At 61.0% G+C, this 15,766-nt stretch carries 15 protein-coding genes; 3 read left to right on the plus strand and 12 right to left on the minus strand.

Annotation, left to right across the window (positions count from 1 at the left end):
* Positions 1–73: 73 nt before the first annotated feature.
* The 5 genes from ACP7D9_RS17675 to leuS all read right to left on the minus strand — a co-directional run bounded on the left by ACP7D9_RS17675 (position 74) and on the right by leuS (position 6,188).
* Positions 74–1,396 carry a lytic murein transglycosylase gene (locus tag ACP7D9_RS17675; RefSeq protein ID WP_426158845.1) on the minus strand — a complete coding sequence of 441 codons (1,323 nt, stop codon included), beginning with the start codon at positions 1,394–1,396 and terminating at the stop codon, positions 74–76.
* Positions 1,397–1,457: 61 nt separating this feature from the next.
* Positions 1,458–1,622 carry an alternative ribosome rescue factor ArfA gene (arfA, locus tag ACP7D9_RS17680; protein WP_016773035.1) on the minus strand — a complete coding sequence of 55 codons (165 nt, stop codon included), beginning with the start codon at positions 1,620–1,622 and terminating at the stop codon, positions 1,458–1,460.
* Between the two features lie 190 nt (positions 1,623–1,812).
* A complete protein-coding gene (gene holA, locus ACP7D9_RS17685; protein ID WP_101160601.1) occupies positions 1,813–2,850 on the minus strand; it encodes a DNA polymerase III subunit delta in 1,038 nt (345 codons plus the stop codon).
* Between the two features lie 38 nt (positions 2,851–2,888).
* Positions 2,889–3,494 carry an LPS assembly lipoprotein LptE gene (gene lptE / locus ACP7D9_RS17690; protein WP_101160600.1) on the minus strand — a complete coding sequence of 202 codons (606 nt, stop codon included), beginning with the start codon at positions 3,492–3,494 and terminating at the stop codon, positions 2,889–2,891.
* 87 nt (positions 3,495–3,581) lie between these two features.
* Complete coding sequence (leuS, locus tag ACP7D9_RS17695; RefSeq protein ID WP_426158848.1) at positions 3,582–6,188, minus strand: leucine--tRNA ligase; 2,607 nt, start codon at positions 6,186–6,188, stop codon at positions 3,582–3,584.
* Positions 6,189–6,434: 246 nt separating this feature from the next.
* Here leuS and ACP7D9_RS17700 point away from each other — a divergent pair, with 246 nt between their 5' ends.
* Both ACP7D9_RS17700 and ACP7D9_RS17705 read left to right on the plus strand, forming a co-directional pair.
* Positions 6,435–6,758, plus strand: a complete 324-nt coding sequence (locus ACP7D9_RS17700; protein ID WP_313003886.1) for a hypothetical protein — start codon at positions 6,435–6,437, stop codon at positions 6,756–6,758.
* Positions 6,759–6,862: 104 nt separating this feature from the next.
* Entirely contained in the window at positions 6,863–7,624 is a 762-nt protein-coding gene (locus tag ACP7D9_RS17705) for a YdcF family protein (RefSeq protein ID WP_426158851.1), read from the plus strand.
* An 85-nt stretch (positions 7,625–7,709) separates the two neighbouring features.
* Here the strand turns inward: ACP7D9_RS17705 and lnt are convergent, their stop codons facing one another.
* The 5 genes from lnt to miaB form a co-directional block, all read right to left on the minus strand.
* Positions 7,710–9,233: an apolipoprotein N-acyltransferase gene (lnt, locus tag ACP7D9_RS17710; RefSeq protein ID WP_426158853.1), complete on the minus strand. Its 1,524-nt coding sequence runs from the start codon at positions 9,231–9,233 to the stop codon at positions 7,710–7,712.
* Between the two features lie 17 nt (positions 9,234–9,250).
* A complete protein-coding gene (locus tag ACP7D9_RS17715; protein WP_007909641.1) occupies positions 9,251–10,090 on the minus strand; it encodes an HlyC/CorC family transporter in 840 nt (279 codons plus the stop codon).
* A gap of 5 nt (positions 10,091–10,095) precedes the next feature.
* A complete protein-coding gene (ybeY, locus tag ACP7D9_RS17720) occupies positions 10,096–10,590 on the minus strand; it encodes an rRNA maturation RNase YbeY (protein WP_101160585.1) in 495 nt (164 codons plus the stop codon).
* Positions 10,583–11,575 carry a PhoH family protein gene (locus ACP7D9_RS17725; RefSeq protein WP_101160582.1) on the minus strand — a complete coding sequence of 331 codons (993 nt, stop codon included), beginning with the start codon at positions 11,573–11,575 and terminating at the stop codon, positions 10,583–10,585. Before ACP7D9_RS17725 ends, ybeY begins: the two co-directional genes overlap by 8 nt.
* A gap of 214 nt (positions 11,576–11,789) precedes the next feature.
* Positions 11,790–13,118, minus strand: a complete 1,329-nt coding sequence (gene miaB, locus ACP7D9_RS17730; protein WP_101160579.1) for a tRNA (N6-isopentenyl adenosine(37)-C2)-methylthiotransferase MiaB — start codon at positions 13,116–13,118, stop codon at positions 11,790–11,792.
* A 132-nt stretch (positions 13,119–13,250) separates the two neighbouring features.
* Between miaB and ACP7D9_RS17735 the strand changes: the two genes are divergently transcribed.
* A complete protein-coding gene (locus ACP7D9_RS17735) occupies positions 13,251–13,580 on the plus strand; it encodes a DUF1820 family protein (RefSeq protein WP_016773045.1) in 330 nt (109 codons plus the stop codon).
* 119 nt (positions 13,581–13,699) lie between these two features.
* Here the strand turns inward: ACP7D9_RS17735 and ACP7D9_RS17740 are convergent, their stop codons facing one another.
* Entirely contained in the window at positions 13,700–14,254 is a 555-nt protein-coding gene (locus ACP7D9_RS17740) for a tetratricopeptide repeat protein (RefSeq protein ID WP_064364065.1), read from the minus strand.
* 224 nt (positions 14,255–14,478) lie between these two features.
* Entirely contained in the window at positions 14,479–15,762 is a 1,284-nt protein-coding gene (hemL, locus tag ACP7D9_RS17745; RefSeq protein WP_313003861.1) for a glutamate-1-semialdehyde 2,1-aminomutase, read from the minus strand.
* Between the last annotated feature and the right edge of the window lie 4 nt (positions 15,763–15,766).

Here is a 15,766-nt window from a genome sequence, read left to right on the forward strand (position 1 = left end):
CCCTCCCACATTTGAACGCGTCCTTCAGTTGGAACACCGTCGAATGTGGGAGGGGGCTTGCTCCCGAAAGCTTTTATTGGGCGCGAAGGCTTTCAAGCAACTTGTGCGTCGGATAACCATCTGCCGGCCACCCCAGCGCTTGCTGGGCACTGCGAATCGCTTTGCGCGTATTGGCGCCGATAATCCCGTCCGCCGTGCCGGCGTCGTAGTTGCGCGCGCTGAGCAGCGTTTGCAGTTCGATGCGTTCCGTGCGGCTTAGCGGCAGATCATCTTTCGGCCAATTGCCATTGATCAGACCCGCGCCTTCAAAGCGCTCGGACAACAGGCTTACCGCCAGTGCATAGGACGAGGAATTGTTGTACTTGAGAATCGCGCGGAAGTTGTCGAGGATCAGGAACGCCGGGCCGCGATAACCGGCCGGCAACAGCAGGGCAGCGGAGAGTTGTTCGGAGCCGGCTGGCACCTGCGCGCCATTGGGCAGGTTCACGCCCAGTTGCCGCCATTCGGCGACGCTTTTACGAATCGCGCCATCGGCCAGGGTGTAGTTGAAGCCACTCGGCAGCTGTACTTCGAAGCCCCACGGCTGGCCACGCTGCCATCCCGAGCTTTGCAAGTAGTGAGCGGTCGAGGCAAGCGCATCGGCCGGGCTGCCCCAGATGTCGCGGCGACCGTCGCCGTCAAAGTCCACGGCGTGAGTATTGTAAGTGGTCGGAATGAACTGGGTCTGGCCCATTGCTCCGGCCCACGAGCCGAGCATTTTCTCCGGCGTGATATCGCCCTGTTGCAGAATCTGCAGGGCGGCGATCAATTGCGCATGGGCAAAGCCTGGACGACGGCCTTCGTAGGCGAGGGTAGCGAGCGAGTTGATCACCGACTTGCTGCCCTGAAACTGGCCGAAATTGCTTTCCATGCCCCACACCGAGACCAGTGCCTGACGATCAACGCCATAACGCTGCTCGATGCTTTGCAGAATGTCGGCGTACTGATTGATCAGCGCCTGACCCTTACGCACGCGCAACGGTGACAACGCACCGTCGAGGTATTCCCACACCGGACGAGAGAACTCCGGCTGACTGCGATCGGCACGAATCACGCTGGCGTCGAAGCTGACATTGGCAAATGCCTGATCGAACAGCTCGGGGCGAATCCCGGAGGCCAAGGCATCCTTGCGGAAACCGGCTTGCCATTCGGCGAAGGTCTGGGTCGGTTGAATGTCGAGCGGATCAGCGGACGGCACTACCGGCGGGATGATCGCTGGGGCCGTGGTGACCGGGGCGGCTTGAAGGGGTTGTGCATCGGCGGCGGTGGGTTTTTCCGCGCAGGCGACAAGCAGGATGAAGCTGGAGGCAGCGATCAATTGGCGCACGGGCCATCGACGGGAAAGACTTGGGGGCATGCACAGTTCCAGGGGAAACGAATCAGGTGCAGACCTTAACATGAGCGGGGGGTAGTGCGCCTCAGGCAGCCAGAAAGTAAAAAGCCTCCCGGTTGTCAGACCGGAAGGCTTCGCGGCGGTAGCTGCCTTTGCCCTTGGCTGGTCGTTCCTGGCGGCTGCGGAACAAGGGCTGGGCGACGATGGATTTGGCCTTGTTGGGGCCATGCTTTGCTGGCTTTTTGCTCATGAAGATTCTCTCGGTGAGGTGGATTTTGCGGGGGAAATAATCTGCCGATGTGACGCGTCTGTCTATAGGGCAAATATGGGTAATGTTTGTGGGAAAACAAGATCAAAAGATCGCAGCGTGCCGCAGCTCCTGCAAGGATTGGTGTAAGAGCAGCCGAAGGCTCGGGCCGCGTTCGGACGATCTCTTGATCTTATTCGGCAGGTAAAGACAGGCGCTGGCCTGCCATCAACAGAGCCAGGCGACTGAGGCTCATCCACGGCGAACCGGCTGCCTGGCCCTTGATCTGTGCATCGATACGCTGCGCTTCGAGCAGCAACTGCGCCCAGCGTTGCGCCGAATAGCGTTGCAGAGCCTTGCTCATCAGTGGCTTGCGCTTGTCCCAGACCGGCGGTTTCGACTGGCTGAAGCACTTGTCCAGCGGCGTGCCCTGACTGTATTGCAGGGAGATATTGGCCAGCAGGCGCAACTCCCGCGCCAGCGCCCAGAGGATCACCGGCGGCTCGACGCCTTCGCCGCGCAAACCTTCAAGCATGCGCAAGGCGTGGGCCGGCTCGCCGTTGAGCACCGCGTCGGTCAGGCCGAACACGTCAAAACGTGCACTGTCAGCTACCGCAGCCTGCACGGTTTCGACGGTGATCTGCCCACCTTCGGCCATCAGCTTGAGCTTTTCGATTTCCTGCGCGGCGGCGAGCAGGTTGCCCTCGACACGCGCAGCAATGAGTTCGACCGCGTCCTGGCTGGCCGACAGGCCTGCCTGCGACAGGCGCTGACGGATCCAGCTCGGTAACTGATTGGCATCCACCGGCCAGATCTGCACGAACTGGGTTTGCGGGCCTTCGACCAGCGCTTTGCCCCATTTGGTTTTCTGCGCGCTGCCATCGAGCTTGGGCAAGCTGATCAGCAGAACAGTGTCTTCAGCGGGGCGCGAACAGTATTCGATCAGCGCCGCAGCACCTTTGTCGCCGGGTTTGCCTGATGGCAGACGCAGCTCCAGCAGGCGTTTTTCGGCGAACAGCGACATGCTCGCGCCAGCTTGCAGCAACGTGCCCCAATCGAAATTGGCGTCGGCGGCGAAGACCTGGCGTTCATCGAAACCTTGCTGGCGAGCAGCACTGCGGATGGCGTCGGCGGCTTCCTGACACAGCAACGGGTCATCGCCGCTGATGATGTAGACCGGCGCGAGTGCGCCTTGCAGGTGTTTGCCGAGTTGCGCGGGAGCGAGCTTCATAAGAAGGGCGAGCGGGGCGCCTGAGCGCCCCGGCCGGCTTACTGCTGCGGAATTTCGAGCGGCGACTGACGCGGAGTTTCCGCCTCAGCCTTTTGCGCCGCTTCCAGCGCATCGGCCTCAGCCTTGGCGCGGTCATTGGCGGTTTGTTGCAGTTGTTGCAACTGACCCGGGGTCAGCTGCGACAAGCGCAGCATCATGCGCTGCACCAGCTCGCGGCGGATTTCATTACGGGCGTCGTTGGCTTCCTGATCGGAGCCGACCAGGTTGTTGCCGTCGTGAATGAAGACCTTCTGCACTTCGAGTTTGTCGCTGAGCAGGGACAGATCCTTGTCGCCGCGGATGTCATAACTCAGCACGGTGCTGACCTGGTACTCGCCCGTGCGACCGGCACCGGCATAGCTGAGGATGCGCTGGCTTTCCTGCTCGTCAGCCAAATACAGCTTGTACGGCGCACCGGTGTAGACCTTGACGCCGCTGGACTCCAGCGTCTGACGCAGCTGTCTCACGGTTTCGCCGTAAGCATTGCGCGCGCTCAGGTCGAGTTCCTTGATCGACAGTTCGTTGGTGCCGGTACCACGCAACTGGAAACCGCAGGCGCTCAGCAGAACGGCGAGGCCCATCACCAGCAGATTGCGTTTGATCATTGTGTTGCTCCCCTTGAAACCAGGTGAGCCGACTCTGCGGCCCGAAAGGTTTAACTGGGTGCCAGGCGACCCGGCACCCGATCCAATTTAGCTGGCGACGATGTTGACCAGTTTGCCCGGTACCACGATCACCTTGCGAATGGTCAGGCCGTCAACGAAACGCAGCACGTTTTCGTTGACGCGCGCGGCGGCTTCGATTTCTTCGCGAGTGGCGCTGGCGGGCATTTCGATCTGCCCTCGCAGCTTGCCGTTGACCTGAATGACCAGGGTCAGGTTGTCCTGCACCAGAGCACTTTCATCCACGGCCGGCCAGCCTGCGTCGATTACGGCATCGGCGTGGCCCAACTGCTTCCACAATTCATGGCTGATGTGCGGGGTGATCGGCGCCAGCAGCAGGGTCACCGCTTCCAGGCCTTCGTGCAGCAGCGCGCGGTCCTGTTCGCTGCCTTGCGCGGCTTTTTCCAGTACGTTCATCAGCGTCATCACCTGAGCGATGGCCGTGTTGAATTTGTGGTTTTGGCCGACGTCATGGCTGGCCTGCCTGATCGCCAGGTGGATCGCACGACGCACGGTCTTCTGCTCGTCGCTCAGAACGGCGATATCGAGTTTGCCCGGCAAGCCCTGAGTGACGTGAGCTTGCGCCAGACGCCAGACGCGCTTGAGGAAGCGGTGCGAGCCCTCAACGCCGGAGTCCGACCATTCCGCGCTCATGTCAGGCGGCGAGGCGAACATCATGAACAGACGGCAGGTGTCGGCGCCGAACTGGTCGATCATCGACTGCGGGTCGACGCCGTTGTTCTTCGACTTGGCCATCTTCTCGGTACCGCCGATTTCCACCGGCAGGCCGTCGGTTTTCAGTTTGGCGCTGATGACCTTGGCTTTGCTGTCGCGTTCCAGTTCTACGTCGGCCGGGTTGAACCAGGTATAGGCGCCGTTGGCTTCGCGACGATAGTAAGTCTCGGCGATCACCATGCCTTGGGTCAGCAGGTTTTTGAATGGCTCGTTGGAGCTGACCAGACCTTCGTCGCGCATCAGTTTGTGGAAGAAACGCGCATAGAGCAGGTGCAGAATGGCGTGTTCGATACCACCGATGTACTGATCCACCGGCAGCCAGTGATCAGCGGCGGATTTCTCGACCAGACCACCTTCAAAGTGCGGCGAGGCGTAGCGGGCGTAGTACCAGGACGACTCGACAAAGGTGTCCATGGTGTCGGTTTCACGCTTGGCCGGTGCGCCGCATTTCGGGCAGCTGCACTCGTAGAACTCGGGCATGCGCGCCAGCGGCGAACCGGCGCCGTCCGGGACCACGTCTTCCGGCAGAACGACAGGCAATTGATCTTCCGGCACTGGTACGTCACCGCACGCAGCGCAGTGGATGATCGGGATCGGGCAACCCCAGTAGCGCTGGCGGCTGATGCCCCAGTCGCGCAGGCGGAACTGGGTGCGCGAGGCGCCCAGCTCTTTCTTGATCAGGGCCACTTCCATGGCGTCGAATGCGCCGGCGAAGTCGAGGCCGTCGAACTCACCGGAGTTGATCAGCGTGCCATGCTCGCCGTAGGCGTCTTGCCACGGCGCGGGGTTGGTGTCACCGGAGCTGGTGCGCACCACCGATTTCACCGGCAGGTTGTACTTGTGGGCGAATTCGAAATCGCGCTCGTCGTGCGCCGGTACGGCCATGACCGCGCCGTCGCCGTAGTGCATCAGCACGTAGTTGGCGACCCACACCGGCAGTTTTTCACCGGTCAGCGGGTGCTCGACGAACAGGCCGGTGGGCAGGCCTTTCTTTTCCTGGGTGGCGACATCGGCTTCAGCGACGCTGCCGCCCTTGCACTCGGCAATGAACGCTTGCAGCTCAGGGTTGTTCCGCGCGGCCAGGGTAGCCAGCGGGTGCTCGGCGGCCACGGCGACATAGGTCGCGCCCATCAGTGTGTCCGGACGGGTGGTGAAGACTTTCAGAGTGCCGGCTTCGCCGATCGAATCGACGTTGTACGGGAACTGCACTTCCATGCCACGGGACTTGCCGATCCAGTTGCGCTGCATGGTCTTGACCTGTTCTGGCCAGCCCGTCAGTTCGTCGAGGCTTTCCAGCAGCTCGTCCGCGTAAGCGGTGATCTTGAAGTAGTACATCGGGATTTCGCGCTTTTCGATCAGCGCGCCGGAGCGCCAGCCGCGCCCGTCGATGACTTGCTCGTTGGCCAGTACGGTCTGGTCGACCGGGTCCCAGTTCACGGTGCCGTTCTTGCGGTAGATCACTCCCTTTTCGAACAGGCGAGTGAACAGCCATTGCTCCCAGCGGTAATAGTCCGGCTTGCAGGTGGTCACTTCACGGGACCAGTCCACGGCGAGGCCGAGGCTGCGCAGCTGCGACTTCATGTAAGCGATGTTTTCGTAGGTCCACTTGGCGGGCGCTACGTTGTTCTTCATCGCGGCGTTTTCCGCCGGCATGCCGAACGCATCCCAACCCATTGGCTGCAGAACGTTTTTGCCCTGCATGCGCTGGTAACGCGAGATCACGTCGCCGATGGTGTAGTTGCGCACGTGGCCCATGTGCAGCTTGCCGCTGGGGTAAGGGAACATCGACAGGCAGTAGTAGGTTTCCTTGCCTGGCTGTTCACTGACTTCAAAGGACTTTTGCTCATCCCAGAAGGACTGGGCGGCGGCTTCGATCTCACGGGGCTGATATTGTTCGTGCATGGCTACTTTTGTACTGGATAGGGGTGGCCTAATCCTCTTCGACGGCGGCATCCGGGATGCGCTGGAAGTGGAATGACAGGAAGCGCCGTAGCATACATGACCGCGCTTGACCGAGGGAAACCCTGATTACAGCTGTTTGCCCGAGCGTCTGAGTGGCGAGGGCCGTTGGTCGCGGCGTGTAGCCGGTTCGTGCAGCGAAGCTAAGCTCTAACTGGGGAGTGAGTCTTATCTTCAATGAGGTGAGGGATGGTGGAGCAACGGAAAAAAAACGTAACGAAACCCGAGTTGTACGAAAGGTTGATCGATCGTCTGGGCATGGCGCTGGACGCCGTGAAAACCGCTGGCCGGCTGCGCGACGAGCGCCCCCTGGAACTGGAATTGCGTGGCTTGAGCCCCGCCGAGTTCAAACTGGTCAAGGCCTATCTGGATCGCAGTGAACGTGAAACGCAGGGATGCCTGTCTCAAGCAGTGAAGCAGCTCGATGCGACACATTCGGCCAAGGTCATCTGGCTCAAGGACAAGGCGCCGCGCAGAGACACCGGCAAGGTGCGTTCTGTGCAGGCCAAGTAAGCGCATGGCAGGTCAGGACACGGATCTTTTGCAACAGGATCCCGCCTATTGGTTGTAACTCGTAATTAACACTCTTAGGCTTCGGGCATCTTTGGAGATGCCCGATGCCCTTTCGATATTTCATCAAACAACTTTTATTGCCGCCCGGCATTCTTTTGCTGCTGTTGCTGGCCGCCTGGTGGCTGCGCCGCTCGCGGCCGCGCCTGGCGGGCGTGTGTTTCGGCATTGGTTTTGGTGGCCTGCTGCTGATGAGCCTGCCGGTGGTGGTGCAGTGGGGCGCCAAGGCGCTGGAACGTGAGCCGCCGCTAGCGCGGTCAGAGTGGACGACCCTGGCGCAACGCGCCGATGCGATTGTGGTGTTGGGTTCGGGGCGTGAGCGCGGTGATCTGGCTTGGGGCGAAGACCAGCCGACCGGCGTCGGCCTTGAGCGTCAGCGATACGCCGCACGCCTGGCCAAAGCCTCGGGCTTGCCGATCCTGACCAGTGGCGGCCTGCATTACGGCACGCCACCGACCGAGGCGAAATTGATGGCGGATTCACTGCGCGATGACTTCGACGTGACCGTTCGCTGGCAGGAAGGCGCGAGCCGCACCACATGGGAAAACGCCAGGATGACGGCAGATATTCTGTTGCCGCAGGAGATCAAGCGGGTCGTCGTGGTGACGCAGGCGTGGCACATGCCGCGCGCGGTGTGGAGCTTTGAACAGGCGGGATTCGAGGTGGTACCGGCGCCGGTTGGCTTCCTCGGCACTGATAACGCCCGGCCGTTTGGCGGCTGGCTGCCCGAGTTCAAATCGATCTGGCAGAGCGGGCAACTGCTCAATGAGGCGGTGGGGCAGGTGGAGTATTCGCTGTTTTACCGCTGAAGATCAAAGATCGCAGCCTGCGGCAGCTCCTACAGAGGGAATCTCAATCCCATGTAGGAGCTGCCGCAGGCTGCGATCTTTTGCTTTAAAGAGTCTTCGATATCCGGCTGGCCATCAGCGCCCAGCCAAACAGCAGCATGCACAACACGATCAGCGGCCACGAGCGCCATTGCAAATAGGGTGTCAGATCGTGCATCGGCACCACTTCGCCGTACAGCACGCCTTGCTCGAACTGCGGAATCTGCTCGGTGATCTGGCCGAACGGGTTGATCAGACCGGTAACGCCGTTGTTGGTCGCGCGGATCATCCAGCGTCCGGCCTCCAGTGCGCGCATCTGCGCCATCTGTAAGTGCTGCAGCGGGCCGATCGAGGTGCCGAACCAGGTGTCGTTGCTGATCGTCAGCAACAGATCACTGCGTGCCGACAGCCCGGCGGCGAATTCCGGATAGACCACTTCGTAGCAGATAAACGGTGCGATCTGGTAACCCTTGGCTTGCAACAGCGCCTGATCGGACGGGCCGCGAGCGAAGTCCGACATTGGCAGGTCGAAGAATGCGATCAAGCCGCGCAACACATCCTGCAACGGAACATATTCCCCGAACGGCACCAGTTTCTGCTTCAGGTAAGTGCCGTCACCTTCGCCGACCACTGTGATGCCGTTGAAGAAGCGCCGTTCGTGATGCACGGTCTGGCGAATCGGCACACCGGTGATCAGCGCCGATTTACGCTCGGCGGCGAAGTTGCCCATCATCGTCAGGTAGCCCTCGGCGGACTCCTTCAGGACCGGCACGGCGGTTTCCGGCCAGATCAGCAGGTCGACCGGTTTGGAGCGCAAACTCAAGTCGCGGTACAGCGCCAGTTGCGCGTTGAGCTCGGCTGGGTCCCATTTCATGCTTTGCGCGACGTTGCCCTGAATCGCGGCGACCGTCAGCGGTGCACCGGACGGGCTGGTCCAGGCATGGCCTTTAAGGGCGATACCCGTCACCCAAGGGCCGACCAGAAGCACCAGACCGGCCGCGATAAAACCCTTGCGCCGCGCCTGCAACAGGCGCGGCGCGTTGTAGATCAGCGCCGCCGTCAGTGCCAGAACAAACGACACCAGCCACATGCCGCCCACCGGTGCGAGCCCGGCCAGCGGGCCGTCGAGCTGGCTGTAACCCGAATACAGCCATGGGAAACCGGTAAGGAACCAGCCGCGAAACGCTTCCTGCCCGACCCACAACGCCGCAAAGGCCAAGGCATCGGCGACCGGTGCTTCGTTACGGCGCAACCAGCGCGCCCACAGCCAGGCGGGCAGGGCGAAGAACCAGGCAATTGCCGCTGTGAACAGCAGCATCAAGAACCCGGCGAGTAACACCGAAGCGCCGCCAAAGTGGTGAATGCTGTAGTAGATCCAGCTGGTACCGGCGCCGAACAGGCCGAAGCCGAAGCACCAGCCACGGCCCAGCGCCTGACGCGGGCTCAGTTCACGCAAGCCGGCATAGAACAGACCGACCGCCAGCAATGCCAGCGGCCAGATGTTGAACGGGGCGAGAGCGAAGGTGGTGATAGCACCGGCCGCCACGGCCAGCAGGTTACCGGGCCAGCCGGGGCGGGTAGTCCAGCGCATTTCAGTCCTTAAGTTTGTTACCGAGCGATTGGCGTGAGTCGCAGCAAATGAATCCGACGACTGTCGGCATTCAGGATGCGGAAACGATAGGCGCCGATTTCAGTGATTTCGTTGCGTTTTGGCAAGTGGCCGAACGCGCTCATCACCAGACCGCCGACGGTGTCGAACTCGTCGTCGGAGAATTCGCTGTCGAAGAACTCGTTGAAGTTTTCGATCGGCGTGAGTGCCTTGATCAGGAAGTCACCGCTGGGCAGCGGCTTGATGTAGCTGTCTTCTTCGACGTCGTGCTCGTCTTCGATGTCGCCGACGATCTGCTCGAGCACGTCTTCGATGGTCACCAGGCCGGCCACACCGCCGTATTCGTCGATGACGATGGCCATGTGGTTGTGGTTGGCGCGGAATTCACGCAGCAACACGTTGAGACGCTTGGACTCCGGCACGAAAGTGGCCGGGCGCAGCAGGTCCTTGATGTTGAAACTGTCGCCGTTCTCCTTGAGGATCAGCGGCAGCAGGTCCTTGGCCAACAGCACGCCCATCACGTCGTCATGGCTTTCGCCGATGACCGGGTAGCGCGAGTGGGCCGAGTCGACCACGGCAGGGAGAAATTCGCGGGGGGTCTGAGTCGCCTTGATGCTGATCATCTGCGAGCGCGGGACCATGATGTCGCGTACTTGCAGGTCAGCCACCTGGATGGCGCCTTCGACGATGGCCAGCGCTTCGCTGTCCAGCAGTTTGTTCTGATGTGCATCACGCAGCAGCTCAAGGAGCTCCTGACGGTTCTTCGGCTCGTGGGCAAAAGCCTGGGTCAGTTTACCCAGCCATGACTTCTGCCCGTTGCTCGATCGATCTTCGCTCATAGCGATTACTCTGAATCCTTTGTTGTAACGATGGGGGTTGGTTCGGTTTCGTCGTCCGCGTACGGATCGGGATAGCCCAGTTCAGCAAGTAACTCGCGTTCCAGTGCTTCCATTTCCTCGGCTTCGTCGTCATCTATATGGTCGTAACCGAGCAGATGCAAGCAGCCGTGAATGACCAGATGTGCCCAGTGGGCCTTTAGTTCCTTGCCCTGCTCGGCGGCTTCGCGTTCGACCACGGCCACGCAGATCACCAGATCGCCGAGCAGCGGAATATCGAGAAACTCGTCGGGTACTTCGGCCGGGAATGACAACACATTGGTCGCGTAATCCTTGTGGCGCCAGGTGTGGTTAAGCTCGCGGCCTTCTTCCTCGTCGACCAGACGGATGGTCATCTCCGAGTCGGCGCTGCGCTGACGCAGAGCCAGTTCGCACCATTGGCGGAACTCGGCTTCACTTGGCGCGCTGGCCTCGGTGGCGATTTGCAGATCCAGCTCAAGCATCGCGCGAGGCTTCCCTGGCGGCTTCGGCACGGGTCTCGAAGCGCTCGTAGGCCTCGACAATCCGCTGCACCAACGGGTGGCGCACGACGTCTTTGGGCTGGAAGTGGGTGAAGCTGATGCCCGGCACGTCTTTGAGCACTTCAATGACATGGTGCAGCCCGGACTTGGTGCCGCGCGGCAGGTCGACCTGGGTGATGTCACCCGTGATGACGGCGGTCGAGCCGAAGCCGATGCGTGTCAGGAACATCTTCATTTGCTCGACCGTGGTGTTCTGGCTCTCGTCGAGAATGATGAAACTGTTGTTCAGCGTGCGACCGCGCATGTAGGCCAGCGGTGCGACTTCGATCACCTGTTTTTCGATCAGCTTGGCGACATATTCGAAGCCGAGCATTTCGTACAGCGCGTCGTAAAGCGGGCGCAGGTACGGGTCGATCTTCTGCGACAGGTCGCCGGGCAGGAAACCGAGTTTTTCGCCCGCTTCGACCGCCGGACGCACCAGCAGGATGCGGCGGATCTGCTCGCGCTCCAGCGCGTCAACCGCGCAGGCCACGGCCAGATAGGTCTTGCCGGTACCGGCCGGGCCTATGCCGAAGTTGATGTCGTTACCGAGGATTTCCTTCACGTAGCGCTGCTGATTCAAGCCGCGCGGGCGAATCATGCCTTTCTTGGTGCGCAGGGCGACGGTCGCTTCGGCAGGGGCGGGGTTGTCGAGATCTGCTGATTCCTGAATGAACAGGTGCACCAGGTCTGGCGACAGCTCGGTACCCTTGGTTTCCCGGTACAGGCGGCGCAGCAGGTTTTCCGCAGATGTGGTGAGTTTTGGATCGCCAATCAGCTCGAACTGGTTTCCGCGGTTGCGGATCTCGATGGCCAGGCGCTGTTCGATCAAGCGTAAATGCTCGTCGAATTGCCCGCACAGATTGGCGAAGCGGCGAGCCTCAAACGGCTCGAGGAGAAAGCGATGTGGTTCGATAGGTGCGTTCAAGGTCGTATTTAGCCGCCCTGGGGCAATTGAAGTGAAATCAAGGATAACGCCAGTGGCGTGGGTGCGAAAGCTCTTAAATCAGCTCAGCCGATAAGCGCCGCTGCGCTTGACCTGTGGGAGCGGCTTGCTCGCGAAAGCGTCGTGTCAGCCTCCATCGACGATGCTGATACACCGTTTTCGCGAGCAGGCCCGCCCCCACAAGGGAAATGTGATGCTATTGAATTAAAGAACCACGCAGCGAGTGTGGCTGCGCGGCGTCGATGTGCACGTCGGCGAACTGACCGATCAGGGTGGGATTGTCGCAGCGGAAGTTGACGATACGGTTATTCTCCGTGCGCCCCTGCAGCTCACCCGGGTCTTTCTTCGAATAATCGGTGACCAGAATGCGCTGGATCGAGCCGACCATTTGTCGGCTGATTTCGAAGCCTTGCTGATTCAAGCGATGTTGCAGCGCATTCAGACGTTCTTTCTTCAACTCTTCCGGGGTGTCGTCAGCCAGGTCTGCCGCCGGGGTGCCGGGGCGCTGGCTGTAAACGAACGAGTAGGAGAAGTCGAAGCCGACATCGGCGATCAGCTTCATGGTCTGTTCGAAGTCTTTTTCGGTTTCACCGGGGAAGCCGACGATGAAGTCCGAGCTGATGCAGATCCCCGGCACGGCGGCGCGCAGTTTACGCAGCTTGGATTTGTACTCCAGCGCTGTGTGGTTGCGCTTCATCGCCGCGAGAATCCGGTCCGAGCCCGACTGCACCGGCAGATGCAGGTGCTTGACCAGTTCCGGGACTTCGGCGTGGGCCTGGATCAGGCTGTCGGAGAACTCCAGCGGGTGCGAGGTGGTGTAGCGAATGCGGTCGATGCCATCGACAGCGGCGACCACGCGGATCAGTTCGGCCAGATCGGCCAGACGTCCATCGTGGGTCTGGCCGCGGTAGCCGTTGACGTTCTGCCCGAGCAAGGTCACTTCACGCACGCCGTTTTCGGCGAGGTGAATGATTTCGGCGATCACATCATCGAACGGTCGGCTGACTTCTTCGCCTCGGGTATAAGGCACCACGCAGAACGTGCAGTATTTGCTGCAACCTTCCATCACCGACACATAGGCGCTCGGGCCATCGATGCGCGGCTCGGGCAAGTGGTCGAATTTTTCGATTTCCGGGAACGACACGTCGACCTGCGGCAGCTTTGTGATGCGTGCGGCGTCGATCATTTCCGGCAGGCGGTGCAGGGTCTGCGGGCCGAACACCACGTCGACGTACGGTGCGCGATCGCGGATCGCCGCGCCTTCCTGGCTCGCCACGCAACCGCCGACGGCGATCACCATCTCCGGGTTGGCCAGCTTCAGTTCGCGCCAGCGGCCGAGCTGCGAGTACACGCGATCTTGCGCGCGCTCGCGGATCGAGCAGGTGTTGAGCAGAATCACGTCGGCGTCTTCCGCGCGGGCGGTGACTTCCAGGGCCTGATGTTCGCCCAGCAGATCGACCATGCGCGAGCTGTCGTACTCGTTCATCTGGCAACCGTGGGTTTCGATGTAAAGCTTCTTGGCCATGGATTCGGGTCGTCACGTGATTCAAAGAACCGCGCATTATAGGGAACAAGCCGTCAGGTTCCTACCGCTGTGCGTCCGGTGGCTATGCTATAGTTCGCGCCCCCATTTTTACCCCGATGTTATCCGCCCGCCATGACCAAACGCGAAGCTCCAATCTACAAGGTGATTTTCCTCAACCAGGGCCAGGTGTTCGAAATGTACGCCAAGCAGATCTATCAGAGTGATCTGTGGGGTTTCCTGGAAGTTGAAGAATTCGTCTTTGGCGAGCGCACGCAAATGGTCGTCGATCCGAGCGAAGAAAAGCTCAAGGCGCAATTCGAAGGCGTGGTGCGCAGCTTTGTGCCGATGCATTCGATTGTGCGCATCGACGAAGTAGAGCGTCTGGGCACACCGAAAATCAGCGAAGCCCGCGGCGCGGTCGGCAATGTCATGCCGTTCCCGATGCCGATGCCCGAGAAGTAACCCGGTTTCAGATGATCGTTGCCATGCTCTGCGTGGGAATGCCGCCTTCGATGCTCCGCGTCGGTGACGCGGAGCGTCACGGGATGAATTCCCACGCAGAGCGTGGGAACGATCAATAGTCAGGGAAGCGGCGAAAACGGCGTACGCCCATCGGCGCTTTGCAGTTCCATCAGGTATTTGCGGAAAATCTGCCCGAGCACCTGGGTAGCGGTTTCCAGATCTTCGCGGGACATCTTTTCCGAGACTTCGTCAGCCGTGTCCAGCGCCTCTTCGGCACCGTTGACCGCTGCCATCTTCAGCACGATGTAGGCCTGGATATTGTTGGCCTGCACGCCTTCACCGTGGAAGAACATGCTGCCGAGCTTGAATTGCGCCTGGGCGTGGCCTTGCAATGAGGCTTTTTCGAAATAGCTCAGGGCTTGATTGAGGTCGCGCGGCGCGTTCTTGCCGTCGTAGTAGAACTCACCCAACTCGTATTGCGCTTGCGCGTCCCCTTCGTCCGCCGCTTTCTGGCAGGCGGCCAGTGCCTGCGTGACGTCTTGCGGCTGAGTATTGAGGGTGCAACGACCCATCGCCGGGATCAACAACGAGTTGCCGCCTGCTTGTGCATGCGCGAGCAGGGGCTGAAGGAGCAACAGGCAGCCCAATGCAAGGGTGCGGCCGGTGCGGTTCATGGGAATCGACTTACCTCTGAAGGGCACGCGGACCCGTCGAGGGATCCAATAAGCGCGCATTATGAAATAAGCAGGGCCAACCTTACAAAGTCTTTACTCGTTTTTCTGCTGCGTGGGGAATATATCGCCCGATTCAGGCAGGATTTGCGCAGGCACGTTGGAAAAACCAAGCGGATGTAGGTGAAAGCTGACGCTGGCCATAGCCAACGTCAGCGGTGCGGCGATTATTTCAACGCGGCGAAGGCACGCTCGGCAGCGTCCAGCGTCAGTTGCAACTCGGCTTCGCCGTGGGCGATCGACGTGAACCCAGCTTCGAAGGCACTCGGCGCCAGGTACACGCCACCTTCCAGCATCAGGTGGAAGAAGCGACCGAACAGTGCTGCGTCGCTGGCCATCACGTCGTCGAAGGTGACGATGTCGTCGGCGCCACTGAAGTACAGACCGAACATGCCGCCAGCCTGGGTGGTCACGAACGGGATGCCCGCAGCATCGGCTCGCTGCTGCAGGCCGTCGAGCATGCGCGCGGTGTAGTCGGTCAGCTCGGCGTGGAAACCCGGGCGGCTGATCAGACGCAAAGTCGTCAGGCCGGCCGCCATCGCCAGCGGATTACCCGACAGCGTACCGGCCTGGTACACCGGGCCCAGCGGGGCGATGCGCTGCATGATCTCGCGCTTGCCACCGAAGCAGCCCACCGGCATGCCGCCACCGATGATCTTGCCGAAGGTGGTCAGGTCCGGCGTCACGCCGTAATGCGCTTGGGCACCGCCGAGAGCGACACGGAAACCGGTCATCACTTCGTCGAAAATCAGCACCACGCCATGCTTGTCACAGAGCGAACGCAGGCCTTCGAGAAAGCCCGGCGCTGGCGGCACGCAATTCATGTTGCCGGCGACCGGCTCGACGATGATGCAGGCGACGTCCTCACCGACTTCGGCAAGCATCTGCTCGACCGCTTCGATGTCGTTGAACGGCAGGGTCAGGGTGTGTTTGGCGAATGCAGCCGGGACGCCGGCGGAGCTCGGTACGCCCTGGGTCAGAGCGCCGGAACCGGCCTTGACCAGCAGGCTGTCAGAGTGACCGTGGTAGCAGCCTTCGAACTTGATGATGCTGTCGCGACCGGTGAAACCACGGGCCAGACGGATCGCGCTCATGGTCGCCTCGGTGCCGGAGCTGACCATGCGCACCATGTCCATCGACGGCACCAGCGAGCAGACCAGATCGGCCATCTCGGTTTCCATCGACGTCGGCGCGCCGTAGGACAGGCCGTGCTGCAGTTGATTGCGCACCGCGTCGAGCACGTCCGGGTGGCTGTGGCCAAGGATCATCGGCCCCCACGAACCCACGTAATCGACATAACGCTTGTCGTCTTCGTCGGTGACGTAAGCGCCTTCGGCATGTTTGAAGAACAGCGGTGTGCCGCCGACGCTCTTGAACGCGCGCACCGGCGAGTTGACGCCGCCGGGGATGTGTTTCTGAGCATTGGCAAACAGGGTTTCGGAACGAGACATGATC

Source organism: Pseudomonas sp. TSRC2-2, from assembly GCF_049897785.1.
Lineage (GTDB): Bacteria > Pseudomonadota > Gammaproteobacteria > Pseudomonadales > Pseudomonadaceae > Aquipseudomonas.

Bases quoted from the DNA above. Each gene is read 5' to 3' on its own strand.
- hemL (WP_313003861.1), bottom strand. From the start codon at position 15,762: ATGTCTCGTTCCGAAACCCTGTTTGCCAATGCTCAGAAACACATCCCC.
- miaB (WP_101160579.1), bottom strand. From the start codon at position 13,118: ATGGCCAAGAAGCTTTACATCGAAACCCACGGTTGCCAGATGAACGAG.
- holA (WP_101160601.1), bottom strand. From the start codon at position 2,850: ATGAAGCTCGCTCCCGCGCAACTCGGCAAACACCTGCAAGGCGCACTC.
- leuS (WP_426158848.1), bottom strand. From the start codon at position 6,188: ATGCACGAACAATATCAGCCCCGTGAGATCGAAGCCGCCGCCCAGTCC.
- ACP7D9_RS17735 (WP_016773045.1), top strand. From the start codon at position 13,251: ATGACCAAACGCGAAGCTCCAATCTACAAGGTGATTTTCCTCAACCAG.
- ACP7D9_RS17740 (WP_064364065.1), bottom strand. From the start codon at position 14,254: ATGAACCGCACCGGCCGCACCCTTGCATTGGGCTGCCTGTTGCTCCTT.
- ACP7D9_RS17700 (WP_313003886.1), top strand. From the start codon at position 6,435: ATGGTGGAGCAACGGAAAAAAAACGTAACGAAACCCGAGTTGTACGAA.
- ACP7D9_RS17705 (WP_426158851.1), top strand. From the start codon at position 6,863: ATGCCCTTTCGATATTTCATCAAACAACTTTTATTGCCGCCCGGCATT.
- ACP7D9_RS17675 (WP_426158845.1), bottom strand. From the start codon at position 1,396: ATGCCCCCAAGTCTTTCCCGTCGATGGCCCGTGCGCCAATTGATCGCT.
- ybeY (WP_101160585.1), bottom strand. From the start codon at position 10,590: ATGCTTGAGCTGGATCTGCAAATCGCCACCGAGGCCAGCGCGCCAAGT.
- ACP7D9_RS17715 (WP_007909641.1), bottom strand. From the start codon at position 10,090: ATGAGCGAAGATCGATCGAGCAACGGGCAGAAGTCATGGCTGGGTAAA.
- arfA (WP_016773035.1), bottom strand. From the start codon at position 1,622: ATGAGCAAAAAGCCAGCAAAGCATGGCCCCAACAAGGCCAAATCCATC.
- lnt (WP_426158853.1), bottom strand. From the start codon at position 9,233: ATGCGCTGGACTACCCGCCCCGGCTGGCCCGGTAACCTGCTGGCCGTG.
- lptE (WP_101160600.1), bottom strand. From the start codon at position 3,494: ATGATCAAACGCAATCTGCTGGTGATGGGCCTCGCCGTTCTGCTGAGC.